We start from the raw sequence: 25,123 nt of genomic DNA on the forward strand, positions 1-25,123 counted from the left end.
CGAGGAAATCCATATGAACAATAACGCCTTAGCCTGCACGCCCAACACCAGCCTTTTCGAGGCGGATGATCGCCTCATCGAGCAATCCCTCACCCGCCTGACAGCGGATGCGCGCAAACGACTGATCGCGGCGCAAAAACGTTTTTGCGATTCGCTGTCCAGCGAAGGGCTGAATTTCGAAGGTAAAAGCTACCCCGTCTCCATCCGCCCCCTGATCCTGCCGAACGAGACGGTCGCGCAATTGCAGAGCCTCGGCGAAGGTTTTGCCCGGGTGTTCGATCACGCCGCGAAAATCTATGTCGAGAACGAACAGGTACGCGCGCTGTTTCCTGCCTACAAGAACAGCGAACACCTGACCTTCAACCTGCCGAAGCATTCGCCGCTGGTACGTATTTTCAGACTCGACGGGTTATTCGACAGCGAGGGCGTCTACCGGATTCTGGAGACCAATACCGACTGCCCCGGCGGTGTGATCCAGAACGGACTGGCCGGCCGCCTCTGGGCCGAGATCGACAATCCCCTGCTGGCGGGCATCGGCCACAGTGTCGATTTCCAACCCTTCGTGAGCGACCCGGACCTGTTCCTCAAGGAGCTCCTGAGCACCCACTTTCAGCGCGTCGGACAACCGGCCCGGCGAGCGGCCATCGTGACCTTCAAAGGGCGCTTCAAAAACGAAGTGACCCAGATGGTTGCCGGCCTGAACCGCCTCGGCGTGCCTACCGAGGAGGTCGATGCGGCCGACCTCAAGCGGCGCGACGGCCACCTGGTCGACCCCCAGGGACGCGTCATCGACATGACCTACAACAAACTCGACTTGCGCGACCTTATCGACGAACCGCTGGTCAGTGAGTATCTCGAAGCGGCGTCGAACGCAGAGGTGACGTTCCTCAATCCGTTGATCAGCCAGTGGCCCCTTGCGGACAAGGCCATCATGGCCCTGTTGAGTGATCCCAAGATGTTGGCGCTGCTGCCCGAGGAAGATCGGGAGCTGTGCCGCACGCACATTCCCTGGACCCGTCTGTTGGCTGCCGGCAAGAGCAGCACCCCCCAGGGACAGCCGATCGACCTGATCAGCTATGTCAGGCGGCATCGCCCACACCTGGTGTTGAAGCCCTCAAACGCGACCCGTGGTGAAGGTCTGCTGGTAGGGCCTTTCGCAACACAGGAACAATGGGAGCAGGGGATTTGCAGCGCACTGGAAGGGCCACACAGCTTCGTGGTTCAGCAGTACATCCAGGGCCGGACGCTTTCTGCCGTTCATCCAGAACTCGGCGTGACCGAGTCGATGTGGTCAGGAGTGGATACCTACGTATACGGCGGGCGCTTCGCCGGCTTCCAGGCACGTGCCAGTTTCGACCCGGTCATGAATGTAGGCCGCAAAGGCATCCTGCTTCCCGTCATTACCCTCAAGGAGCTCGCTCGATGAATCTGCCGCAACTGCAAGCGACCATAGTGGCCGTCCCCATTCATGCCCATCGCGTGGCCATTCATCGAGGTACCCGACAGGGTGACGCAAGCCTGATCCTCGACGATCCGGATGGCTGGAAGTACATCGCCCTTCACTTGATGAACGGTCAGAACGACCTGGCCTGGATTGCCCAGCAACTGGATACCCAGGGCCATCCGGCTCAGTACGATGAGCTCTTGGCGCTGGTCGAGGACCTGCGGGTACAGAATCTGCTCCAGGACCGCTCGTTCTTCCAGCCCCAGCACCTGCGGCCCGACCAGACCGACCGCTACTCTCGCAATCTCAATGGCTTTGCGGCCTTGACCCGGGACGGCCGGACACCGGCCGAGCTACAGACCCGCCTGCTCAAGGGGCATGTCCTGATGCTCGGCTGCGGAGGGTTGGGCAGTTGCACGGCGACCGCCCTGACAATGGCCGGCTGCGGGACCATCACCCTGGTGGATTTCGACGAAATCGAATTGGGGAACCTCAACCGCCAGCTGTTCACGGTCCAGGATATCGGCCTGAGAAAAGTCGATGGGCTCAAGGCCCGACTGAGCGCCATCAACCCGGACGTCAGGGTAAATACCGTCTTCGAGCGCCTGACCGGCACCGAGGCCGTCACTCGGCTGATCGACGAGTTCAAGCCCGACATCATCGTCGCCGCCATCGATCGTCCGGTGATCGCTGCTGATCGCTGGATCAGCGATGCCTGCTTTGCCAGAGGCGTACCAGCGGTCTTCAACAGCGTCTCGGCCGGCATGGGCATGCTCTGGACCAAATTTCCCGGGCAGTCCGGCTGTTTTCGCTGTGACGAAAAATGGTCCCAGGAACACAACCCCGATCACCATGCCACCCGTCAGTATCGCGAACAGCATGACCTGATCCCGGCGACCTCGGCCTTCAGCCATTGCGCCATGACCGTGGGCGGCATGATGTCGGCGGACATCGTGCGTCATCTGGTCGGCTGGCCCATGAGCTCGGCGGGGAAGCTGGTCACCATCGATTTCGCGACCCTGCAAACGACCATTATCGACAAACCGCAACATCCCGCCTGCACGGTCTGCAGCGCCTGAGGAGTCCCCGATGAACATCGAACACAACGGGCATTCGCCCGTCGCGGTCGACGACCCCGCCGTCTGGACCGCGGCCACGCTCAAGTCCAAGGCCGATGTCCTGCTGAACATGGGTGAGCCCGAGCTGCAATGCATCGAGCAACTGCTGGCCAATAGCGCCCACAAGCCGATGTACAGCCTGACTCGGGAGGACTTCGCAGCGCCTGCCATTCAGGGTTTGCTGGGCAAGTTGCACCAGGCGCTTCAGGACGGTCCCGGAGTCGCGGTGCTGCAGGGCATCGACATTGCTCGCTTCACCGGCGAAGCCCTCGAACGCCTGTTCTGGGGGCTGGCCCTGCACCTGGGGCGCCCCGTGGTACAGAGCTCTCGCGGCGATCGTATCGGCCATGTCCGCCACGAGCCGTCCAATCCCAAGAATCGCGGCTACCTGTCCAACAGAGAGCTCGGGTTCCATTCGGACGCCTTCGAGATCATCGGGCTGTTGTGCCTCAGTGGGGCCGCCAGCGGCGGGACCACGGAGATTGTCAGTGGCCTGGCGGTGCACAACCAGTTGGTGGCCGAAAACCCGCAGCTGCTGCCGGTGCTGTACGAAGGTTATCCCTATGCCACCGCGGAACGCTCTCAGTCCCACACGCCGGTAACGGACTACCGGATTCCGGTGTTTTCCCGGGTCGGCAGCATCCTGAGTTCGATGTGCGTGGGCAATTACATGCGGGCCGCCGCCCAGACGCTGGGGCAGGCATTTCCCGAAAGACTGGACGCTGCCCTGAAAGCCTTCTACGAGATCTGCAATCGAAAATCCTTTCAGCTCACATTCCTGCTGGAGCCAGGGGAGATCCTGTTCCTGAACAACTACACCACCCTGCATTCGCGTACCGAATTCCAGGACTCGGACACCCAGAAGCGGCACTTGCTGCGGTTGTGGCTGGACGTTCCTGACGGACGACCTGTCGTTCCCGTACTCAAGGCCCGGGGTAGCGACTACGAGCTTCTCTACCTTGAAACGGATCAGGACAGCCAGGGTAACGAGCACCACATGGCCAGTCGGACCGGAACAACGCGATGAGCCGGCGCCCCCTTTCTCTCTTGCACGTTGGACTTTCGAAATGACAGAAGTGAAACACCTGGATCGCCAGCACGACTTTGTCGTCACGGTTCACGAGAACGCCCCGGCCGCCGGTCGTGGCCGGATCAATGAGTTGCTGGATCAATACAATGTGTCGCAAACCGGAATCAGCGACAACGAGCCCCTGGATCTCACGGTCACCGACCCTCTCAGCGGCGAGGTGATAGGCGGTCTGGTCGGCAGGACATCCCTGGGAGTGTTCTTCATCAACTACTTCTATCTGCCCGACAGCCTACGCGGCAAAGGCTACGGCGCTCAGATCCTGCGCCAGGCCGAACGCCTGGCCGCCCTTCGCGGATGCCGGACCGCCCTGCTGTTCACCATGGAAATCCAGGCGCCGGCGTTCTACGAAAAAAACGGCTATGAGGTGTTCGGCCGCGTCGAGTGCAATCCCAGGGGCAATGCACGGCTGTTCATGCGCAAACCGATCCAGCCGTTGGACTGAAACACCGGCCAATGACAGGGAGATGACATGGCTATCTTGTGTTTAGGCAGAAGCATCAAAATAGATTTCGCCCAATGGCTGGCCGAGCGGGACCAGGACCTGTACCTGATCAGCTCGACCCCCTTCCCATCCCAGCACAAGTACCGTCTGGTCAAGCGCCTGGAGGATCTGGACGCCGATTCGCAGGCCGAAATCACCGCGCTGGACTTCGCGGCAAGCACCCGGTTTTCCCGAATCCTGCCGCACTCGGAATTCGACTTGATCCGTGCCGCCCGCTTGCGCGAACACCTCGGCGTACCGGGCCAGAGCCTGGAAAGCGCCATCGCCTACCGCGATAAAGTGGTCATGAAGGAACATATGAACAGGGCCGATATCCCCGTCGCCCACTTCAAGCGCCTGCGATCGTCGCTGGATGTCGTTGAATTCATCGAACGCCATGGCTACCCCAGCGTCATCAAGCCGGTCGATGGTTGCAGCTCAAAAGATATCCAGGTCATCAAAAGCCGCTCGGACCTGGCTGCGCTGTTCCACAAGCCAACGCTCGACGGCTACATGATCGAGTCATTCGTCGAAGGTCGGATGTTCCACGTCAATGGGGTTTTGACGGCAGAGGGCAGGACCTTTTTTGCACCGTGCGCCTACATCAACGGCTCATTGGATTTCCAGCGGGCCGGCACGTTTGGCAGTCGCACCCTGGAGCCCGGCACCCCGATCGCCCGACGCCTGATCGAGTTCACCCGCAAGGTGATTGCCGCGCTGCCCGAAACCTCCCCCCTAGGCTTCCATGCGGAAATCTTCCAGACCCCGGACGATCGGCTGGTACTGTGCGAGATCGCGGCACGAACGGCAGGCTCCCTGACTGGCGAACTGATCGAACTGAGTTATGGCATCAACATTCACAAGGCCTGGATCAGGGCCTGCGCAGGCATCGAAGACGAGCTGCCCATCGGGCGCTCGCCTACCTGTGTCGCGGCATCGATCCGCGTTCCGGTACGTGACGACCGGCTTGTGAAGATCCCTGCCTCCCTACCCTTCGACTGGGTCAGCACCCTATGTATCACCGGCATGGAAGGACTGGCCTACCAGCCTGCCCAAACCTACACCGACGATGTGCTTAGCGCGATTCTGGTCGGCGACAGCGATGAGCAACTGCTGGAGCGTATCGACACCTTCCACGACTGGCTGAACGATTCGGTCCTGTGGGAGTCCGCGAAACTGACGAGTAGATAGTCCTCTTCCATACACAGGGAGCGTTATATGAAAGTGCTAATCGTAGGTTGCAGCTCGGGTGCACATGCACTGGCATGGAAGCTGATCCAGTCCGATCAGGTCGAGAAAGTGTATGTAGCCCCCGGCAGCCCGGGTACGGCGGATGAACCGAAAGTCGAGAATCTGGAGGTGGAGACCACCGATATACCCGGCCTGGCAAACGCCGCGGCCCAGTACGACGTGGACTACACCTTGATTACCCCGACCCAGGCACTGGCCGCGGGTATCGTGGACTATTTTCAAGAGCGTGGCCTGAAGGTTCTGGCGCCTACCCGAGAAGCCTCGAAACTTGAGTGGTCAAAGGAATACTCCAAACAGTTCATGCAACGACACAAGATCCCTACGCCCGGTTTCAAAGTGTTCGCAGACGCCCCCAGCGCCCGACAGTACGCCCATACACGCTCCCTGCCCCTCGTCCTGAAGGTCGATGGCATGGCCAACGGTGGCCTTGGCGTGGTGATCGCTCATGAATGGCAGGCCGTCGACGAGACGATCGAGCACATGTTCACCACCTATGGAGGGCCAATCATCGTTGAAGATTTCCTGGTGGGCGAAGAAGTCAGTTTTACCGTCCTGTTCGATGGCACCCACTACGTCCCCATGGTCGAAAGCCGCGACTACAAAAGACTGCACGATAACGACAAGGGCCCCAATACCGGGGGGATGGGAGCGTATTCACCGGTCATTTCCCAGGAGCTGTCGCAGAAGATCATCGACCGTCTCGTCGAGCCGACGATCAGGGCCATCAAGGAGGATGCAATCGACTACCTGGGCTTCCTGTACTTCGGCGTGATGATCGACCCGGAGCAGGAAGTCCATCTGCTGGAAATCAACTGCCGCCTCGGCAACCCGGAATTGTTCACGATGCTCGAACGCATGGACAGTGAACTGGGCCCGTTGCTCGAACTGGCATTGGCAAGACAACTGCACCAGGCAGAGGTCCGCTGGAACGACAAATACGCGGTAGCACTGCAAATAAGCTCCGCCGGGTACCCAGGCGTAAAACGCACCGGCGACGTCATCTCGCTTCCTTCGGGAGAGCAGGAGGCAAAGATCTTTCATGCCGCCGTATCAAGTGCGCAGGGCCAACTGGTGACCAAGGGTGGACGAATCATCTCGCTGAGCGCCTCAGCGGATACGCTTGAAGCGGCACGGGAACGTATTTACGCGGTGGCACGCAAGATTCACTTCGATGGCATGCATTACCGAAAAGATATCGCGACCCTCGGCGCACGCTGATCCTTCCTGGCGCCAGTTCCTGGCGCCGGTACCCCGACGACATAGAGCCATGATGAATACCGACAAGAACCAGCGTCTCGTGCTACTGGCGGCCAATATCAGCTACATATTGGTCCTTCTCGACTCTTCTATCGTCAATGTCGCCCTGCCAGCGATCAGAAATGGACTGGCCATCGGCACCGATACGCTGCAATGGATGGTTAACGTCTATCTGGTAATTTTTGCCAGCCTGCTGCTGTCGGGGGGCGCCCTGTGCGACCGTCTCAGCGCGAAAACTGTCTATATGGTCGGCCTGCTGCTGTTTGTCGTCGCCTCACTGCTATGCGGTCTGAGCGCCAGCGCGACGCAGCTGCTGGCTGGGCGGGCATGCCAGGGAATTGGTGCGGCGTTGCTGGTGCCCAGCTCGCTGGCGCTGATCACGCATACCTATACAGAGAGTTCCGCACGGGCAAAAGCCATTGCCAGCTGGGCCAGTTGGGGAGGGATCGCGCTGGTAATGGGGCCATTGATAGGCGGGCTCCTGACTCAATACCTGTCATGGCGCTCGATATTCCTGGTCAACATTCCCGTCGGCCTGCTGGGTGTCTGGCTGACATCTCGCATCGAGCCCCCGATAGCGCCCCATAAGGAAAAACACCTCGATCTGAAAGGACAGTTCACTGTCACGGTGATGCTGCTGAGCCTCATCGCAATACTGATCGAATATCCCCGGCTAAACACGGACTCCATTTATCTGCTGCTGGGCGTACTGACCTGTGCGACGTCGCTGATCGCCTTTGTCCTGATCGAGGTCCATGGCCCTCATCCGATGCTGCCCCTGACGCTGTTCAGGAATACCAACTTCAGCACCATCGCTTACATTTTTTTTGCCGGAGCCTTTTCGTTCTTCGGCACCCTGTTCATCCTCACGTTCTACTTCCAGGACTACCTGCACTACAGCGCGATCGAAACCGGACTTGCCCTGCTACCCCTGTCCCTCTGTGTGATTGTCGGCAACAAGGTATCCGGACGCTGGGTGGACCGCTTCCCGCCGCGCCAGTTGATGATCGCCGGTGCCTTCATCCGTCTGGTCGGGTTTTGTGGACTACTGTTGCCTCAATACTCCACGCACTACCCCTGGTTGCTCATCCCCCTGATATTGATCGGATTCGGAGGAGGACTTGGGGCGCCCATGTCCACCTCGGTATTCATGCAAAGCACGCCGAAGATATACACCGGCATCGCCGCGGGCTTTTCCAGAGCGACTGGACAAATAGGTTCCGCATTTGGAGTCGCGGTGTTCGGGCACTTCGTCACCGACGCCGAGTTTTTTCTGAGACATATGAAACTGGCCGTTCTGACGATCGTCATCGCGACGCTGTCGATCCTGGTCATGTCGATCGTGTTTGTCAGCGATGAGCGCAACGATTATGCCGAGCTGCCTGACCCGGAGAAGGCGGAGTGACGACCCCTATCACCCAACTGACCGCCATTGAACTCATGACGCTGATCCAGGCCCGGGATCTGTCGCCGGTCGAAGTGACCGAGGCGTTCCTGAAACGTATCCTCGACGCTCGAACCTCCTCGAACGCCTTTGTCGATATCTATGAATGCCAGGCCCGCGCAGCGGCACACAGGGCGTGCAAGGCCATAAGCAGTGGACAGGCATCAAGTTCGCTGCACGGCATGCCCATTGCCCTGAAAGACTTGTTCCATGTGAAAGGCGAACTTACGACGGCGGGCTCCTTGTGCTGGAAGCACCGTCGAGCACAAGCGACTTCGACGGTTGTCGAGCGCTTGTTAAGCAAAGGCATGGTCATCCTGGGCAAGACTCACACCGTCGAATTCGGCCTTGGCGCCTTTGGCGTCAATGAACATTTCGCGACTCCACGCAATCCGTGGAGCCGCCAGACAGAGTTGGCACCCGGCGGATCCAGTAGTGGATCGGCGGTAGCCGTAGCCAGCGGGCTGACCCCCTGGGCCTTGGGGACCGATACTGGCGGTTCGGTGCGTATTCCCGCCTCCTGGTGCGGCATTGTCGGCCTCAAGCCCAGCCACGGCCAGATCGAAATGAGCGATGTCGTTCCTCTGAGCCAGACGCTCGATTCGGTGGGCGTCCTTGCCAGATCTGTCGAAGATGCATCGCTGCTCTATGCTCATCTGCTCGACGAGCCCATACGCCAATGCCTTACGGACAATGCAGAACGCTTCGGACAGGTGGTGCTCAGCCAGTATCGCGTGGCCACCTTGCCGTTGCATGAGCGCTCATGGGTCTCTGCTGACGTCCTGGCCTGCTACGACACCGCCATTGCAGTGCTGCGAACCACCGGCATCCAGACCCGGGCCGGCGTATTCCCCATGCCCCTGGAGGAGTGCCTGAAGAAAAACTCCCTGATCACTTTTTATGAGGCCTTGGCCAACTACAGAACGCTTCATGCCGACGCTCAAAGCGACCTGGGCGAGTCGGTTCGGGCGCGACTGTCACGCGGTGCCGAGATCTCCCAGGCCGAATACCTTAATGCCCTGCAGGAAATGGCCACGCTGCGTACCCTGTTCGAGCGCATCTATGATCAGGTCGAAGCCATAGTCCTGCCCACCACACAAATGCCCGCCTGCGCCGTGGACGATATCGAACACCTTGCGCCGCCCAATCACTTCACTCGCTTCGTCAACTTTCTGGGCCTATGCGCAATTGCCGTCCCTGCGGGTTTTACAGCAGACAACCGTCCTTGCTCGCTGCAATTCGTCTGCAAGCGAAACCAGGAGCACATCGCCATCGACCTTGCTCGCGCCTATGAGGCCCAGACGCCCTGGCACTCAATACACCCGCCAGCGTTCCTGCTTCCCAACTGAAATGGGGCAACAAAAAAGCCTTTGGTGCATGCGCACCAAAGGCTTTGTTCGAACCGCGGTCCAAGGCTGGCCTTAGAACGGAATATCGTCATCGAAGCTGTCGTCGAAGTTCTGCGCCGGCTGTGGCGAGGACTGCTGAGGCGCTGGACGCGATTCGCGTTGTGGCGCCTGCGAAGGCTGCGGACGCGACTGCTGCGGACGTGGCGCGGAGTTGCCCATGCCCTGGCCCTGGTCGCCTTGTGGACGGCCGCCCAGCAGCTGCATGGTGCCTTGCATGTCGACGATGATTTCAGTGGTGTAGCGCTTGATACCGTCTTTTTCCCACTCGCGGGTCTGCAGCTTGCCCTCGATGTAGACCTGCGAACCTTTGCGCAGGTACTCGCCGGCGATTTCCGCGACCTTGCCGAACATCGACACACGGTGCCACTCGGTCTTCTCGACTTTCTGACCGGTTTGCTTATCGGTCCATTGTTCGCTGGTGGCCAGACTCAGGTTGGTCACGGCGTTACCGTTAGGCAGGTAGCGAACTTCAGGATCCTGGCCGCAAGTGCCGACCAATATGACTTTGTTAACCCCACGGGCCATAACGTTCTCCTAGGCTTCGCACGCCGACCGGGCTGGGTTGACCAGCTGCTCGAGGGTCGCGCGATCCAATAATTCGGTGTCCAATTTGATGTAAATGGCGGCTTCTTCGGCCACCATCACTGCATCTGTTACCCCAACAACGGCCTTCAGGCGCTCGACCAGACCGGCTTCGCGGATCGCTTCGGGCGATAACGGCAAGCGCAGGCTCGTCACGTAAGGAGGTTCGCGCATGGTAACAGCAAAGGCCAACCACAGGGCAGCGAGTCCTGCACAACCCAGGAACACAACCGACAAACCGCCATGCTGGAACAACCAGCCGCCGAGAATGCCGCCCAGTGCCGAACCAAGGAACTGGCTGGTGGAATAGACCCCCATGGCCGTACCCTTGCCGCCGGCCGGTGAAACCTTGCTGATCAGCGACGGCAGCGAAGCTTCCAGCAGATTGAACGCGGTGAAGAACACCACCGTGCCGATCACCAGCGCCTGCAGGCTGTCGCCGAACTCCCAGAAGAATAGCTCGGTGAGCAGCAGCGTACCGACCGCGCCCAGCAGAACTCGTTTCATTTTGCGTTTCTTCTCGCCGTAGATGATGAACGGGATCATGGCGAAGAAGGAGATCAACAGTGCGGTGAGGTAGACCCACCAGTGCTGTTCCTTGGGCAGGCCGGCCTTTTCCACCAGAGCCAGCGGCAAGGCCACGAAGCTCGACATCAGCATCGCGTGCAACACGAAGATACCAAGATCCAGGCGCAGCAGGTCCGGATGCTTGAGCGTCGGCAACAGAGCCTGGCGCGCGACCCCGGATTCACGGTGCTGCAACGGACCGGTCGAGTGCGGCACCATGAAGGCGACGATGAAAATACCCAGCAGCGCCATGCCGCCGGTGGCGAAGAACAGCCCGGACAAACCGAAAGCGCGGGTCAGCAGCGGGCCGGCTACCATGGCCACGGCAAAGGACAGGCCGATGGTCATGCCGATCATGGCCATGGCCTTGGTGCGATGCTGCTCGCGGGTCAGGTCCGACAACAGCGCCATGACCGCCGCGGAAATCGCCCCGGCGCCCTGCAGGATGCGCCCGGCGATCACGCCCCAGATCGAATCGGCGTTAGCTGCCAGCACACTGCCCAGGGCAAAGACGATCAACCCCAGGTAAATCACCGGACGACGGCCGATACGGTCGGAAATGATCCCGAACGGGATCTGGAAAATCGCCTGGGTCAGGCCGTAAGCGCCGATCGCCAACCCGATCAGGGCCGGGGTCGCTCCTGCCAGATCCATCCCATAGGTCGCCAGGACCGGCAACACCATGAACATGCCAAGCATACGGAAGGCGAACACCAGGGCCAGACCGCTTGCCGCGCGGGTCTCGGCGCCACTCATGCGCTCGCTGTGGGGATCATGCATGGAAAAACCTCGTGTGAACCGGCGGCGATTCTACCAGTCCGATCGATTGACGGGGTATATGGCGACGCTTTGCCGCGCAGGTTTCATCTACAGCTGTACAGACCTCATTTGATAGTGTGCATCCATCCAGTATTTGCCCTTATACTCCTACGTTTTCGACGCCCGCCGAGCGAGGCCACTTTGGACAAGATCCTGATTCGTGGGGCCCGAACCCACAACCTGAAGAACATCGACCTGACCCTGCCACGGGACAAACTGATCGTCATCACCGGCCTGTCCGGATCCGGCAAATCGTCGCTGGCGTTCGACACCTTGTACGCCGAAGGCCAGCGCCGTTATGTCGAGTCGCTGTCGGCCTATGCCCGGCAATTCCTGTCGATGATGGAAAAACCCGACGTCGACACCATCGAAGGTTTGTCGCCGGCGATTTCCATCGAGCAGAAATCCACCTCGCACAACCCGCGCTCCACCGTGGGCACCATCACCGAGATCTACGACTACCTGCGCCTGCTGTATGCCCGCGTGGGTACGCCACGCTGCCCGGATCACGACATCCCGCTGGAAGCCCAGACCGTCAGCCAGATGGTCGACCTGGTGCTGGCCCAGCCGGAAGGCAGCAAGCTGATGCTGCTGGCGCCGGTGATTCGCGAGCGCAAGGGCGAGCACTTGTCGGTCTTCGAGGAGCTGCGCGCCCAGGGCTTCGTCCGCGCCCGGGTCAACGGCAAGCTCTACGAACTGGATGAGCTGCCGAAGCTGGATAAACAGAAGAAGCACTCGATCGATGTGGTGGTCGACCGCTTCAAGGTCCGCGCCGACCTGCAGCAGCGTCTGGCCGAGTCGTTCGAGACTGCGCTGAAGCTGGCCGACGGTATTGCCCTGGTGGCCCCCATGGACGACGAACCCGGCGAAGAAATCATTTTCTCCGCGCGCTTCGCCTGCCCGATCTGTGGCCACGCCATCAGCGAACTGGAACCCAAGCTGTTCTCCTTCAACAACCCGGCCGGCGCCTGCCCGACCTGCGACGGCCTGGGGGTCAAGCAGTTCTTCGATATCAAGCGCCTGGTCAATGGCGAGCTGACCCTCGCCGAAGGGGCGATTCGCGGCTGGGACAGGCGCAACGTCTATTACTTCCAGATGCTCGGCTCGCTGGCATCGCATTACGGTTTCAGCCTGGAAGTGCCGTTCAACCAGCTGCCGGCCGACCAGCAGAAGGTCATCCTCAACGGCAGCGGCACGCAGAACGTCGACTTCAAGTACCTCAACGATCGTGGCGATATCGTCAAACGCTCGCACCCGTTCGAAGGCATAGTGCCGAACCTGGAACGTCGTTATCGCGAGACCGAGTCGGCCACCGTGCGCGAGGAACTGGCCAAGTTCCTCAGCACCCAGCCGTGCCCGGACTGCCGCGGCACTCGCCTGCGCCGTGAAGCGCGCCACGTGTGGGTCGGCGAGAAGACCCTGCCGGCCGTCACCAGCCTGCCGATCGGCGATGCCACCGACTATTTCGGTACCCTGTCGCTGACCGGACGCCGTGGCGAGATCGCCGACAAGATCCTCAAGGAAATCCGCGAGCGCCTGCAGTTCCTGGTCAACGTCGGCCTGGATTACCTGACCCTGGATCGCAGCGCCGACACCCTGTCCGGCGGCGAGGCCCAGCGCATTCGCCTGGCCAGCCAGATCGGCGCCGGCCTGGTGGGGGTGATGTACATCCTCGACGAACCCTCCATCGGCCTGCATCAACGCGACAACGACCGTCTGCTGGGCACCCTGAAGCACCTGCGGGATATCGGCAACACGGTGATCGTGGTCGAACACGACGAGGACGCCATTCGCCTGGCCGACTATGTGGTCGACATCGGCCCGGGCGCCGGCGTGCATGGCGGGCAGATCGTCGCCGAGGGCACTCCCGACGAGGTGATGTCCCATCCCGATTCGCTGACCGGCAAGTATCTGTCCGGTCGGGTGAAAATCGCCGTGCCGGCCAAGCGTACACCGCGCAACAAGAAACTTTCGCTGTCCCTCAAGGGCGCCCGCGGCAACAACTTGCGCAACGTCGACCTGGAAATTCCGATCGGCCTGCTGACCTGCGTGACCGGTGTCTCCGGCTCGGGCAAATCGACCCTGATCAACAACACCCTGTTCCCCCTCAGTGCCACGGCGCTGAACGGCGCGACCACGCTGGAAGCCGCTGCGCACGACAGCATCAATGGTCTGCAGCATCTGGATAAGGTGGTGGATATCGACCAGAGCCCGATCGGTCGCACACCCCGCTCCAACCCGGCGACCTACACCGGGTTGTTCACGCCGATCCGCGAACTGTTTGCCGGGGTTCCCGAATCGCGCTCGCGCGGTTATGGTCCGGGCCGCTTCTCCTTCAACGTCAAGGGCGGACGCTGCGAAGCCTGCCAGGGCGACGGCCTGATCAAGGTGGAAATGCACTTCCTGCCGGACATCTACGTGCCGTGCGATGTGTGCAAGAGCAAGCGCTACAACCGCGAAACCCTTGAGATCAAATACAAGGGCAAGAGCATCCACGAGGTCCTGGAAATGACCATCGAGGAGGCGCGGGAGTTCTTCGACCCGGTGCCGGCGCTGGCGCGCAAGCTGCAGACGCTGATGGACGTCGGATTGTCCTATATCAAGCTGGGGCAGTCGGCGACGACCTTGTCCGGCGGTGAAGCGCAGCGGGTCAAGCTGTCTCGCGAGCTGTCCAAGCGCGACACCGGCAAGACCCTCTACATCCTCGACGAGCCAACCACCGGCCTGCACTTCGCCGATATCCAGCAGTTGCTGGACGTTCTGCATCGCCTGCGCGACCACGGCAACACCGTAGTGGTGATCGAGCACAACCTGGACGTGATCAAGACCGCCGACTGGCTGGTGGACCTGGGGCCGGAAGGTGGCTCCAAGGGCGGACAGATCATTGCCGTGGGTACACCGGAGCAATTGGCAGAGATGCCGCAATCCCATACCGGTTACTATCTCAAGCCACTGCTGACCCGCGACCGGGCCTGAGCCCAATGAAAAAGCCCCTGCCATTGTGAAATGGCAGGGGCTTTTTTTGCACCCGTCAGCCCTGCATTTGCCTGCAGGTGCTGGCTAGCGCATCAGAACTGCGACTGCAGGTAGTTTTCCAGACCGATCGACTGGATCAGGCCCAACTGCTTTTCCAGCCAGTAGGTATGGTCCTCCTCGGTATCGGCCAACTGCACACGCAAGATGTCGCGGCTGACATAATCCTTGTGCTTCTCGCACAGTTCGATGCCCTTGCACAGCGCTGCGCGAACCTTGTACTCCAGGCGCAGGTCGGCGGCGAACATGTCCGGCACGGTGGTGCCGATATCCAGATCGTCAGGGCGCATGCGTGGCGTGCCTTCAAGCATCAGGATGCGGCGCATCAATGCATCGGCGTGTTGAGTCTCTTCTTCCATCTCGTGATTGATGCGCTCGTAGAGCTTGCTGAAGCCCCAGTCCTCGTACATGCGCGAATGGATGAAATATTGGTCACGTGCTGCCAGTTCGCCCGTCAGCAACGTGTTGAGGTAATCGATTACGTCCGGGTGACCTTGCATCGCCCTACATCTCCCTGCTTGAAAGTCAGTATTTTGAACCAAGCTGACTTTCAGGTCACTGTAAAACGCTAAAAAAGTGAAGACTTTCAGAGAAAAATAGCCGAAAAAACGCAAAAACCGCCCGAATGAGGGCGGTTCTGCTTCTCGTTTAGACTTAGTTAAGCTGTACGCCCAACGCCTTTGCGACGCCTTCTCCATAAGCCGGGTCAGCCTTGAAGAAATGTTGCAGCTGACGCTGGACCACATCCGAGCTGACACCCGCCATCGCACCGGCAATGTTGCTGATCAACAGGGCTTGCTGCTGATCGTTCATCAGGCGGAACAGAGCGCCAGCATGGCTGTAGTAGTCAGTGTCTTCACGGTGATCATAACGATCGGCCGCACCGCTGAGGGCCAGGGCCGGCTCCGCGTAACGAGGAGCCTGTTTCGGCGCGTCGGCGTAGCTGTTCGGCTCGTAGTTCGGCGCCGCTCCGCCGTTACTGCCAAAGGCCATGGCGCCATCACGCTGGTAGCTGTTCACCGGGCTGCGTGGGGCGTTGACCGGCAGTTGCTGGTGGTTGGTGCCGACACGGTAGCGATGAGCGTCGGCGTAAGCGAATACGCGGCCTTGCAGCATACGGTCCGGCGACAGGCCGACACCTGGAACCATGTTGCTAGGACCAAAGGCTGCCTGCTCGACTTCCGCGAAATAGTTCAGTGGATTGCGGTTCAACTCCAGCTCACCGACCTCGATCAGCGGGAACTCCTTCTGTGACCAGGTCTTGGTCACATCGAACGGGTTCTCGTAGTGAGCGGCCGCCTCAGCCTCGGTCATGATCTGAATGCACACGCTCCATTTCGGGAAGTCGCCGCGCTCAATCGCGCTGAACAGGTCACGCTGGGCGTAATCCGGGTCGGTGCCCGCCAGGCGGGCAGCCTCGGCCGGCGCCAGGTTCTTGATGCCCTGCTTGGTCTTGTAGTGCCATTTCACCCAGTGACGCTCGCCCTTGGCGTTGATCAGGCTGTAGGTATGGCTGCCAAAGCCGTGCATATGACGATAGCCGTCCGGAATCCCGCGATCCGAGAACAGGATGGTGACCTGGTGCAGCGCCTCGGGAGAGTGCGACCAGAAGTCCCACATCGCCTGGCCGCTCTTGAGGTTGCTCTGAGGCAGACGTTTCTGAGTGTGGATAAAGTCGGGAAACTTCAGTGGGTCGCGAATAAAGAACACAGGCGTGTTGTTGCCAACGATGTCCCAGTTACCTTCTTCGGTATAGAACTTCAGGGCAAAGCCTCGCGGGTCGCGTTCAGTATCAGCCGAACCACGTTCGCCACCTACGGTCGAGAAACGCAGGAAGGTAGGGGTTTGCTTACCCACGGACTCGAAAAGCTTGGCGCTGGTGTATTCGGTGATGTCCCGGGTCACGGTGAAAGTACCGTAGGCACCCGAGCCCTTGGCGTGCACGCGACGCTCAGGAATGTTCTCGCGATTGAAGTGGGCAAGCTTCTCGATCAGATGAAAATCATCGAGCAGCAGCGGGCCACGAGGGCCAGCAGAACGGGAATTCTGGTTATCGGCGACTGGAGCGCCACTTGCGGTGGTAAGCGTTTTGTTCTGGTTCATGCGGATCTTCCTCTGTCAGTCGTGAACTGCCGGCTAATCGCCTTGTTGGGGAGTATCGATCATCAACATGACAGCCACAAATTCATTAATTTGCAGACATCAATAGAAAATAACTAACTATCCCCCTATACATAGTGCAGACCTAAACAAGGTAGAAGCTTGTACGAACCGCGCATTTCTTGCAGGCACAAAAAACCGGGCACTAGGCCCGGTTCTTTGTATTTGACGTCTTACTCAGCGGATACAGCTTCACCGCCGACAGCACGATCAACCAACTCGACGTACGCCATTGGCGCGTTGTCGCCAGCGCGGAAACCGCACTTGAGGATGCGCAGGTAGCCACCCTCACGGGTAGCGTAACGCTTGCCCAGGTCGTTGAAGAGCTTACCAACGATAGCTTTCGAACGAGTACGGTCGAAAGCCAGACGGCGGTTAGCCAGGCTGTCTGTCTTGGCCAAAGTGATCAGCGGCTCAGCAACGCGGCGCAGTTCTTTGGCTTTCGGCAGTGTAGTTTTGATCAGCTCGTGCTCGAACAGCGACACCGCCATGTTTTGGAACATGGCCTTGCGGTGCGAGCTGGTGCGGCTCAGGTGACGACCACTTTTACGATGACGCATGGTTCATTCCTTACCAAACACAACGTTCGGTGATTACGACGATCAGGCAGTCGCCTTGTCGTCCTTCTTAAGACTTGCAGGCGGCCAGTTGTCGAGGCGCATGCCGAGGGACAGACCGCGGGAGGCCAGAACGTCCTTGATTTCGGTCAAGGATTTCTTGCCAAGGTTCGGAGTCTTCAACAGTTCTACTTCGGTACGCTGAATCAGGTCGCCGATGTAGTAAATGTTTTCCGCCTTAAGGCAGTTAGCCGAACGTACAGTCAGTTCCAGATCGTCAACCGGGCGAAGCAGGATCGGATCGATCTCGTCTTCCTGCTCGATTACCACTGGCTCACTGTCGCCCTTGAGGTCGACGAACGCAGCCAACTGCTGTTGCAGGATGGTTGCAGCACGACGGATAGCCTCTTCAGGATCCAGAGTACCGTTGGTTTCCAGATCAATAACCAGCTTGTCCAGGTTGGTACGCTGCTCGACACGGGCGTTTTCCACCACGTATGCGATACGGCGAACCGGGCTGAACGAAGAGTCAAGCTGCAAGCGACCGATGCTGCGGCTTTCGTCTTCATCGCTCTGACGCGAGTCTGCCGGCTCATAACCACGACCACGAGCTACTACGAGCTTCATGTTCAGGGCGCCGTTAGACGCCAGGTTAGCGATTACGTGATCGGGGTTAACGATCTCGACATCGTGATCCAGCTGAATATCGGCAGCGGTAACCACCCCCGAACCCTTCTTCGACAAGGTCAGCGTAACTTCGTCACGGCCGTGCAGCTTGATAGCCAGACCTTTAAGGTTCAACAGGATTTCAATTACGTCTTCCTGTACACCTTCGATGGCGCTGTACTCGTGGAGCACACCGTCAATCTCGGCCTCGACTACTGCACAGCCGGGCATTGAGGACAACAGGATGCGGCGCAGCGCGTTGCCCAGGGTGTGGCCAAAACCACGCTCGAGAGGCTCGAGGGTGATCTTGGCGCGGGTTGGACTGACAACCTGCACATCAATATGGCGGGGTGTCAGGAACTCATTTACCGAAATCTGCATGGATGCACCTATTTTCTAGCCCTTACTTGGAGTAGAGCTCGACAATCAGGCTTTCGTTGATGTCGGCGGACAGATCACTGCGAGCTGGAACGTTCTTGAAAACGCCCGACTTCTTCTCAGTGTCTACTTCTACCCATTCTACGCGGCCACGTTGGGCACACAGATCGAGAGCTTGGACAATGCGAAGTTGGTTTTTTGCTTTCTCGCGAACAGCAACCACGTCACCAGCACGAACCTGGTAGGACGGTACGTTAACGGTCTGACCGTTTACGCTGATCGACTTGTGCGATACCAGCTGACGGGATTCGGCACGAGTCGAACCGAAGCCCATACGGTATACAACGTTGTCCAGACGGCATTCGAGCAGTTGCAGCAGGTTTTCACCGGTTGCACCTTTCTTGCCAGCAGCTTCTTTGTAGTAGCCGCTGAATTGACGCTCGAGAACGCCGTAGATACGACGGACCTTCTGCTTTTCACGCAGCTGGGTGCCGTAGTCGGACTGGCGACCGCGGCGCTGGCCGTGGATACCAGGTGCTGCTTCGATGTTGCACTTGGATTCGATCGCGCGCACGCCGCTCTTCAGGAAGAGATCGGTGCCTTCGCGACGAGCCAGTTTGCATTTTGGACCAATGTAACGAGCCATTCTTTACAATCTCCTGGATTACACGCGGCGCTTCTTCGGCGGACGGCACCCGTTGTGCGGGATTGGCGTCACGTCGGTGATGCTGGCGATCTTGTAGCCACAGCCGTTCAAAGCGCGGACTGCGGATTCACGACCTGGACCTGGGCCCTTGACGTTAACGTCGAGGTTTTTCAGGCCATATTCCAGCGCAGCTTGACCAGCACGCTCAGCAGCTACTTGAGCAGCGAACGGGGTGGACTTGCGGGAACCGCGGAAACCCGAACCACCGGAGGTTGCCCAGGAAAGAGCGTTACCTTGACGGTCGGTGATGGTCACGATGGTGTTGTTGAAAGACGCGTGGATGTGGGCGATGCCATCAACCACTGTCTTTTTAATCTTTTTACGAGGACGAGCAGCAGGTTTTGCCATGACTAAATTCCTGTCGATTCGCTGGTGCGATTACTTGCGGATCGGCTTACGCGGACCTTTGCGAGTACGCGCGTTGGTCTTGGTACGCTGACCGCGCACTGGAAGACCACGACGATGGCGCAGACCGCGGTAGCAGCCCAGATCCATCAAGCGTTTGATTTTCATGTTGATTTCGCGACGCAGGTCACCTTCAGTGGTGAACTTCGCCACTTCGCCACGCAGCTGTTCAATTTGCTCGTCGCTCAGATCCTTGATCTTTGCGGCTGGGTTGACCCCAGTCTCTGCACAGATTTTCTGCGCAGTCGTGCGACCAACACCATAGATGTAGGTCAGCGAGATAACAGTATGCTTGTTATCTGGAATGTTAACGCCTGCAATACGGGCCATTCAGTGGGACTCCAATTGACAGCTACCTACGCCCCGGAAGCCAAGAAATAGGGCGCGAGATAATATCGCTGTAATAACAAATAATCAACCCAGCAGCGCACTAGCTGCTGGGCTTGAAGCACAATCACACTCAGCCTTGGCGCTGTTTGTGACGCGGTTCCGCGCTGCAAATTACTCGAACAACACCTTCGCGGCGAATAATCTTGCAGTTACGGCACAGCTTTTTCACCGATGCACGAACTTTCATCACCAACTCCTCGAACCTTATGGGTCAGCGCAGCATGCCGCTGCCGTAACCCTTCAGGTTGGCTTTCTTCATCAGGGATTCGTACTGGTGCGAAACGAGGTGCGATTGTACTTGCGACATAAAGTCCATAACAACCACGACCACGATCAGCAACGAGGTCCCGCCAAGGTAGAACGGAACGTTTGCTGCAACCACCAGGAACTGGGGCAACAGGCAGACGGCCGTCATATATAGAGCACCGAACATGGTCAAGCGGGTCAGAACACCATCAATGTAGCGCGCAGACTGCTCACCTGGACGGATACCCGGAATAAAGGCACCGGACTTCTTCAGGTTTTCCGCTACGTCTTTCGGATTGAACATCAACGCCGTATAGAAGAAGCAGAAGAAAATAATCCCTGCACTAAACAGCAGAATATTCAACGGCTGACCAGGAGCGATCGACTGCGAGATGTCCTGCAACCAGCCCATACCTTCAGACTGACCGAACCAGGCACCCAACGAAGCCGGGAACAGCAAAATGCTGCTCGCGAAAATAGCAGGAATTACGCCTGCCATATTCACTTTCAGCGGCAAGTGGCTAGTCTGCGCAGCAAACACCTTGCGGCCCTGCTGACGCTTGGCATAGTGAACAGCAATACGACGCTGACCACGCTCAATGAACACCACAAAACCGATAATCGCTACTGCCAGCAAACCGATGGCAACCAGGGCAAAGATATTGATATCACCCTGACGCGCAGACTCGAAAGACTGCCCGATCGCTCTCGGAAGACCGGCGACGATACCTGCGAAAATCAACATCGAGATACCGTTGCCAACACCACGCTCAGTAATCTGCTCACCCAGCCACATCATGAACATCGCACCAGCCACAAAAGTGGATACCGCGACGAAATGGAAGCCAAAGTCACCAGTGAACGCAACGCCCTGCCCCGCCAGGCCAACGGACATGCCGATGGCCTGAACAAGAGCTAGGACGACAGTGCCGTAGCGGGTGTACTGGCTGATCTTGCGACGGCCAGCTTCACCTTCCTTCTTCAACTGCTCCAGCTGCGGGCTGACGGCGGTCATCAACTGCATGATGATCGATGCCGAGATGTACGGCATGATCCCCAGTGCAAAGATACTCATCCGTTCCAGCGCGCCGCCGGAAAACATGTTGAACAAGCTAAGAATGGTCCCCTCATTCTGTCGAAACAGGTCTGCGAGTCGGTCAGGGTTGATACCTGGAACCGGGATGTGTGCGCCTATTCGGTAGACGATAATCGCCAAGAACAGAAAACGCAGACGAGCCCAGAGTTCAGACATACCGCCTTTGCCGAGCGCAGAGAGAGCACCTTGCTTAGCCATTTATTCCTCGAACTTGCCGCCAGCTGCTTCGATAGCCGCACGCGCACCTTTGGTGGCTGCGATGCCCTTGATAGTCACAGCGCGAGTAACTTCGCCGGACAGCATGATTTTCACACGCTGTACGTTTTGGTTAATCACGTTGGCATCTTTCAGGGACTGCACGGTGACGACGTCGCCTTCCACTTTAGCCAGCTCGGACAGACGCACTTCTGCGCGATCCATGGCTTTCAGGGATACGAAACCGAACTTCGGCAGGCGACGATGCAGCGGCTGTTGACCGCCTTCAAAGCCTGGAGCAATGGTGCCACCGGAGCGGGAAGTCTGACCTTTGTGACCACGGCCACCAGTCTTACCCAAACCACTACCGATACCACGGCCCGGACGATGCTTTTCGCGGCGGGAACCCGGCGCTGGACTCAGATCATTGAGTTTCATCGATTAACCCTCGACACGCAGCATGTAGTAAGCCTTGTTGATCATCCCGCGGTTCTCGGGAGTATCCTGGACTTCTACAGTGTGACCGATGCGACGCAGACCCAGACCCTTAACGCACAGCTTGTGGTTAGGGATGCGGCCGGTCATGCTTTTGATCAGCGTTACTTTAACGGTAGCCATGATCAGATGATCTCCTGGACGCTTTTGCCACGCTTGGCGGCAATGGATTCAGGGGACTGCATTGCTTTCAAACCCTTGAAAGTGGCATGAACCACGTTTACTGGGTTAGTCGAGCCGTAGCACTTGGCCAGAACGTTCTGAACGCCAGCAACCTCGAGGACAGCACGCATAGCGCCGCCAGCGATGATACCGGTACCTTCAGAAGCAGGCTGCATGTACACCTTCGAAGCGCCGTGAGCGGACTTCATTGCGTACTGCAGAGTGGTGCCGTTCAGATCAACCTGGATCATGTTGCGGCGAGCAGCTTCCATTGCCTTCTGGATCGCAGCAGGCACTTCACGCGACTTGCCACGGCCGAAGCCAACGCGACCTTTACCATCACCAACCACGGTCAACGCGGTGAAAGTGAAGATACGGCCGCCTTTTACGGTTTTGGCTACGCGGTTAACTTGAACCAGCTTCTCGATGTAGCCTTCGTCGCGCTTTTGGTCGTTATTTGACATAACTTAGAACTCCAGCCCAGCTTCACGAGCAGCATCAGCCAGCGCCTTGACGCGACCGTGGTACTTGAAGCCAGAGCGGTCGAAAGCCACCTGCGAGACGCCAGCGGCTTTTGCACGCGTAGCGACCAGCTGGCCAACCTTAGTGGCCGCGTCGATGTTGCCAGTGGCGCCATCACGCAGTTCTTTATCCAAAGTCGAGGCGCTTGCCAGGACTTTGTTGCCGTCGGCCGAAATGACCTGGGCGTAGATGTGCTGCGAAGAGCGGAACACGCAGAGACGCACGACTTCGAGTTCGTGCATTTTCAGGCGTGCTTTGCGAGCGCGACGCAGTCGAGTAACTTTTTTGTCGGTCATTTGCTATGCCCTACTTCTTCTTGGCTTCTTTACGACGGACGACTTCGTCCGCGTAGCGCACACCTTTACCTTTGTAAGGCTCTGGTGGACGGAAGTCGCGGATCTCAGCGGCCACTTGACCTACCAGCTGCTTGTCGATGCCCTTGATCAGGATATCGGTCTGGCTAGGAGTCTCAGCGGTGATGCCTTCCGGCAGCTCGTAGTCCACTGGATGCGAGAAGCCAAGGGCCAGGTTCAGCACTGTGCCTTTTGCTTGCGCCTTGTAACCAACACCGACCAGCTGGAGCTTGCGCTCGAAGCCTTGGCTTACGCCCTGGACCATGTTGTTTACCAACGCACGAGTGGTACCGGCCATTGCGCGAGTTTGTTGGTCGCCGTTGCGAGCAGCGAAACGCAGCTCACCAGCTTCCTGAACAATTTCAACGGACGAGTGTACGTTCAGTTCGAGAGTGCCCTTGGCACCCTTCACCGAAAGCTGTTGGCCGGCGAATTTAACTTCAACACCAGCTGGCAGCTTAACGGGGTTCTTAGCGACGCGAGACATGCTTATCCCCCCTTAGAACACAGTGCAAAGAACTTCGCCGCCGACACCGGCAGCGCGCGCAGCACGATCAGTCATCACACCTTTGTTGGTGGAGACGATAGACACGCCGAGACCGCCACGAACTTTCGGCAGATCCTCAACGGACTTGTACTGACGCAGGCCTGGACGGCTAACGCGCTTCACTTCCTCGATGACCGGACGGCCTTCGAAGTATTTCAGCTCGATGGACAGCAGTGGCTTGGTTTCGCTGCTGATCTGATAACCCGCGATGTAACCTTCGTCCTTCAGGACTTTTGCTACAGCCACCTTCAACGTGGAAGACGGCATGCTTACGACGGACTTTTCAGCCATCTGGGCATTACGGATTCGAGTTAGCATGTCCGCTAACGGGTCCTGCATACTCATGGGCTAGACGCTCCTGATACAAAAAAAATGAGCCTTGCGGCTACAGCTTGTCGCCGAGAAATTCCGGGCAAAAAACACGGGCTCAGGCGAGCCGGTCATTCTAGACACACCCCAGAAATGAATCAAGCCCCAAAAGGGGCTTGATTCATGTTCAAGGCCACCGGTGGTCAGGATCTTGCGACCCCGAACACCGCGACTTTGATAGCTATTACCAGCTGGCTTTAACCAGACCTGGTACGTCACCACGCATTGCAGCTTCACGCAGCTTGTTACGGCCGAGGCCGAACTTGCGGTAAACGCCGTGCGGACGACCAGTCAGGCGGCAGCGGTTACGCATGCGCGAAGCGCTTGCGTCACGTGGCTGCTTCTGCAGAGCTACGGTAGCTTCCCAACGTGCTTCTGGACTTGCGTTCAGATCGACGATGATAGCTTTCAGCGCTGCACGCTTGGTGGCGTACTTGGCAACGGTGAGCTGACGCTTCAGCTCACGGTTTTTCATGCTCTTCTTGGCCATTTTCCTACTCCAATCAGTTGCGGAACGGGAATTTGAAAGCACGCAGCAGAGCGCGGCCTTCATCATCGTTCTTGGCAGTGGTGGTCAGGGTAATGTCCAGACCGCGGAGAGCATCGATCTTGTCGTAGTCGATTTCCGGGAAGATGATCTGCTCTTTCACGCCCATGCTGTAGTTGCCACGACCATCGAAGGACTTGGCATTCAGGCCGCGGAAGTCGCGAACCCGAGGCAGGGAGATCGACAGCAGACGATCCAGGAACTCGTACATACGCTCACGGCGCAGGGTCACTTTGACACCGATCGGCCAACCTTCACGGACTTTGAAGCCTGCGATGGATTTGCGAGCGTAGGTCACAACGACTTTCTGGCCGGTGATCTTTTCCAGGTCAGCAACAGCGTGCTCGATGACTTTTTTGTCGCCGATCGCTTCGCCCAGACCCATGTTCAGGGTGATTTTGGTAACGCGCGGAACTTCCATCACGTTCGAAAGCTTAAGTTCATCCTTAAGTTTCGGAGCGATTTCCTTCCGGTAAATCTCTTGTAGTCGTGCCATGGTCTTCTACCTAGCAGTGTTCAAGCATCAACCGCTTTTTGGGTCGACTTGAAGACACGAATTTTTTTGCCGTCTTCTACTTTGAAACCAACGCGGTCAGCCTTGTTGGTTTCGCCGTTGAAAATGGCGACGTTGGAAGCGTGCAGTGGCGCTTCTTTCTCGACGATACCGCCCTGTACGCCCGACATCGGGTTAGGCTTGGTATGACGCTTAACCAGGTTCAGACCACCAACAACCAGACGGTTGTCAGCGAGAACCTTAAGCACCTTACCGCGCTTACCCTTGTCTTTGCCGGCGATCACGATGATCTCGTCGTCACGACGAATCTTTTGCATGTC

Annotated in this window: 29 protein-coding genes; 9 read left to right on the forward strand and 20 right to left on the reverse strand. The window is 58.4% G+C overall.

From position 1 onward, the window contains the following. Positions 1-13: 13 nt before the first annotated feature. The 8 genes from IF690_RS26555 to IF690_RS26590 are packed head-to-tail and all read left to right on the forward strand — an operon-like array spanning position 14 to position 9,434. Positions 14-1,426, forward strand: coding sequence for a glutathionylspermidine synthase family protein (locus tag IF690_RS26555; protein WP_202698078.1), 1,413 nt, complete (start codon positions 14-16; stop codon positions 1,424-1,426). Beyond that, positions 1,423-2,523, forward strand: coding sequence for a ThiF family adenylyltransferase (locus tag IF690_RS26560; protein ID WP_202698079.1), 1,101 nt, complete (start codon positions 1,423-1,425; stop codon positions 2,521-2,523). Before IF690_RS26555 ends, IF690_RS26560 begins: the two co-directional genes overlap by 4 nt. 10 nt (positions 2,524-2,533) lie before the next feature. Continuing rightward, positions 2,534-3,589, forward strand: coding sequence for a TauD/TfdA family dioxygenase (locus IF690_RS26565; RefSeq protein WP_202698080.1), 1,056 nt, complete (start codon positions 2,534-2,536; stop codon positions 3,587-3,589). A gap of 40 nt (positions 3,590-3,629) precedes the next feature. Continuing rightward, entirely contained in the window at positions 3,630-4,094 is a 465-nt protein-coding gene (locus IF690_RS26570; RefSeq protein ID WP_202698081.1) for a GNAT family N-acetyltransferase, read from the forward strand. A 27-nt stretch (positions 4,095-4,121) separates the two neighbouring features. After that, positions 4,122-5,324, forward strand: coding sequence for an ATP-grasp domain-containing protein (locus tag IF690_RS26575; RefSeq protein WP_202698082.1), 1,203 nt, complete (start codon positions 4,122-4,124; stop codon positions 5,322-5,324). A gap of 27 nt (positions 5,325-5,351) precedes the next feature. Next, positions 5,352-6,602, forward strand: a complete 1,251-nt coding sequence (purD, locus tag IF690_RS26580; protein WP_202698083.1) for a phosphoribosylamine--glycine ligase — start codon at positions 5,352-5,354, stop codon at positions 6,600-6,602. 52 nt (positions 6,603-6,654) lie between these two features. Continuing rightward, entirely contained in the window at positions 6,655-8,046 is a 1,392-nt protein-coding gene (locus IF690_RS26585) for an MFS transporter (RefSeq protein ID WP_202698084.1), read from the forward strand. After that, complete coding sequence (locus tag IF690_RS26590; protein WP_202698085.1) at positions 8,043-9,434, forward strand: amidase; 1,392 nt, start codon at positions 8,043-8,045, stop codon at positions 9,432-9,434. The genes IF690_RS26585 and IF690_RS26590 overlap by 4 nt, the downstream gene beginning before the upstream one ends. Before the next feature lie 72 nt (positions 9,435-9,506). On the opposite strand, the gene IF690_RS26595 is transcribed toward IF690_RS26590, so the two are convergent. After that, positions 9,507-10,019 carry a single-stranded DNA-binding protein gene (locus IF690_RS26595; RefSeq protein WP_009045846.1) on the reverse strand — a complete coding sequence of 171 codons (513 nt, stop codon included), beginning with the start codon at positions 10,017-10,019 and terminating at the stop codon, positions 9,507-9,509. 9 nt (positions 10,020-10,028) lie between these two features. Then, a complete protein-coding gene (locus tag IF690_RS26600) occupies positions 10,029-11,423 on the reverse strand; it encodes an MFS transporter (protein WP_202698086.1) in 1,395 nt (464 codons plus the stop codon). Positions 11,424-11,603: 180 nt separating this feature from the next. Between IF690_RS26600 and uvrA the strand changes: the two genes are divergently transcribed. Continuing rightward, positions 11,604-14,438: an excinuclease ABC subunit UvrA gene (gene uvrA / locus IF690_RS26605; RefSeq protein ID WP_081359606.1), complete on the forward strand. Its 2,835-nt coding sequence runs from the start codon at positions 11,604-11,606 to the stop codon at positions 14,436-14,438. 92 nt (positions 14,439-14,530) lie between these two features. Here the strand turns inward: uvrA and bfr are convergent, their stop codons facing one another. The 18 genes from bfr to rplX all read right to left on the reverse strand — a co-directional run bounded on the left by bfr (position 14,531) and on the right by rplX (position 25,120). Next, positions 14,531-14,995, reverse strand: coding sequence for a bacterioferritin (bfr, locus tag IF690_RS26610; RefSeq protein WP_202698087.1), 465 nt, complete (start codon positions 14,993-14,995; stop codon positions 14,531-14,533). A gap of 154 nt (positions 14,996-15,149) precedes the next feature. Beyond that, complete coding sequence (locus tag IF690_RS26615; protein ID WP_202698088.1) at positions 15,150-16,598, reverse strand: catalase; 1,449 nt, start codon at positions 16,596-16,598, stop codon at positions 15,150-15,152. 230 nt (positions 16,599-16,828) lie between these two features. Then, positions 16,829-17,215: a 50S ribosomal protein L17 gene (gene rplQ / locus IF690_RS26620; RefSeq protein WP_007924175.1), complete on the reverse strand. Its 387-nt coding sequence runs from the start codon at positions 17,213-17,215 to the stop codon at positions 16,829-16,831. A 42-nt stretch (positions 17,216-17,257) separates the two neighbouring features. Then, complete coding sequence (locus tag IF690_RS26625) at positions 17,258-18,259, reverse strand: DNA-directed RNA polymerase subunit alpha (protein ID WP_007924176.1); 1,002 nt, start codon at positions 18,257-18,259, stop codon at positions 17,258-17,260. Between the two features lie 22 nt (positions 18,260-18,281). Beyond that, positions 18,282-18,902 carry a 30S ribosomal protein S4 gene (gene rpsD / locus IF690_RS26630; protein ID WP_003176404.1) on the reverse strand — a complete coding sequence of 207 codons (621 nt, stop codon included), beginning with the start codon at positions 18,900-18,902 and terminating at the stop codon, positions 18,282-18,284. Positions 18,903-18,920: 18 nt separating this feature from the next. Further along, positions 18,921-19,310, reverse strand: a complete 390-nt coding sequence (gene rpsK, locus IF690_RS26635) for a 30S ribosomal protein S11 (RefSeq protein WP_007924177.1) — start codon at positions 19,308-19,310, stop codon at positions 18,921-18,923. A gap of 30 nt (positions 19,311-19,340) precedes the next feature. Beyond that, positions 19,341-19,697: a 30S ribosomal protein S13 gene (gene rpsM / locus IF690_RS26640; protein ID WP_009045849.1), complete on the reverse strand. Its 357-nt coding sequence runs from the start codon at positions 19,695-19,697 to the stop codon at positions 19,341-19,343. A 130-nt stretch (positions 19,698-19,827) separates the two neighbouring features. After that, positions 19,828-19,944 (reverse strand): 50S ribosomal protein L36, encoded by a 117-nt coding sequence (gene rpmJ / locus IF690_RS26645; RefSeq protein ID WP_002555468.1) that lies wholly within the window; start codon positions 19,942-19,944, stop codon positions 19,828-19,830. A 24-nt stretch (positions 19,945-19,968) separates the two neighbouring features. Continuing rightward, complete coding sequence (gene secY / locus IF690_RS26650; RefSeq protein WP_007924182.1) at positions 19,969-21,297, reverse strand: preprotein translocase subunit SecY; 1,329 nt, start codon at positions 21,295-21,297, stop codon at positions 19,969-19,971. Further along, positions 21,298-21,732 carry a 50S ribosomal protein L15 gene (rplO, locus tag IF690_RS26655; protein WP_010220318.1) on the reverse strand — a complete coding sequence of 145 codons (435 nt, stop codon included), beginning with the start codon at positions 21,730-21,732 and terminating at the stop codon, positions 21,298-21,300. 3 nt (positions 21,733-21,735) lie between these two features. Continuing rightward, complete coding sequence (rpmD, locus tag IF690_RS26660) at positions 21,736-21,912, reverse strand: 50S ribosomal protein L30 (RefSeq protein ID WP_003176408.1); 177 nt, start codon at positions 21,910-21,912, stop codon at positions 21,736-21,738. Between the two features lie 2 nt (positions 21,913-21,914). Then, positions 21,915-22,415: a 30S ribosomal protein S5 gene (gene rpsE / locus IF690_RS26665; RefSeq protein WP_007924184.1), complete on the reverse strand. Its 501-nt coding sequence runs from the start codon at positions 22,413-22,415 to the stop codon at positions 21,915-21,917. Positions 22,416-22,418: 3 nt separating this feature from the next. Beyond that, the gene (gene rplR, locus IF690_RS26670; RefSeq protein ID WP_003186037.1) at positions 22,419-22,769 is read right to left on the reverse strand and encodes a 50S ribosomal protein L18; all 351 of its coding nucleotides are present in this window, start codon (positions 22,767-22,769) and stop codon (positions 22,419-22,421) included. Between the two features lie 10 nt (positions 22,770-22,779). Further along, positions 22,780-23,313, reverse strand: coding sequence for a 50S ribosomal protein L6 (gene rplF / locus IF690_RS26675; protein WP_007924185.1), 534 nt, complete (start codon positions 23,311-23,313; stop codon positions 22,780-22,782). Positions 23,314-23,325: 12 nt separating this feature from the next. Further along, positions 23,326-23,718 carry a 30S ribosomal protein S8 gene (gene rpsH, locus IF690_RS26680; RefSeq protein WP_003228724.1) on the reverse strand — a complete coding sequence of 131 codons (393 nt, stop codon included), beginning with the start codon at positions 23,716-23,718 and terminating at the stop codon, positions 23,326-23,328. A gap of 208 nt (positions 23,719-23,926) precedes the next feature. Next, positions 23,927-24,232: a 30S ribosomal protein S14 gene (gene rpsN / locus IF690_RS26685; protein WP_003228726.1), complete on the reverse strand. Its 306-nt coding sequence runs from the start codon at positions 24,230-24,232 to the stop codon at positions 23,927-23,929. Between the two features lie 13 nt (positions 24,233-24,245). Then, positions 24,246-24,785: a 50S ribosomal protein L5 gene (gene rplE / locus IF690_RS26690; protein WP_007924186.1), complete on the reverse strand. Its 540-nt coding sequence runs from the start codon at positions 24,783-24,785 to the stop codon at positions 24,246-24,248. 20 nt (positions 24,786-24,805) lie between these two features. Next, positions 24,806-25,120, reverse strand: a complete 315-nt coding sequence (gene rplX, locus IF690_RS26695) for a 50S ribosomal protein L24 (RefSeq protein ID WP_003186046.1) — start codon at positions 25,118-25,120, stop codon at positions 24,806-24,808. Positions 25,121-25,123 lie beyond the last annotated feature (3 nt).

It is taken from the genome of Pseudomonas sp. SK3(2021) (assembly GCF_016772375.1).
Taxonomy (GTDB): Bacteria; Pseudomonadota; Gammaproteobacteria; order Pseudomonadales; family Pseudomonadaceae; genus Aquipseudomonas; species Aquipseudomonas chlororaphis_I.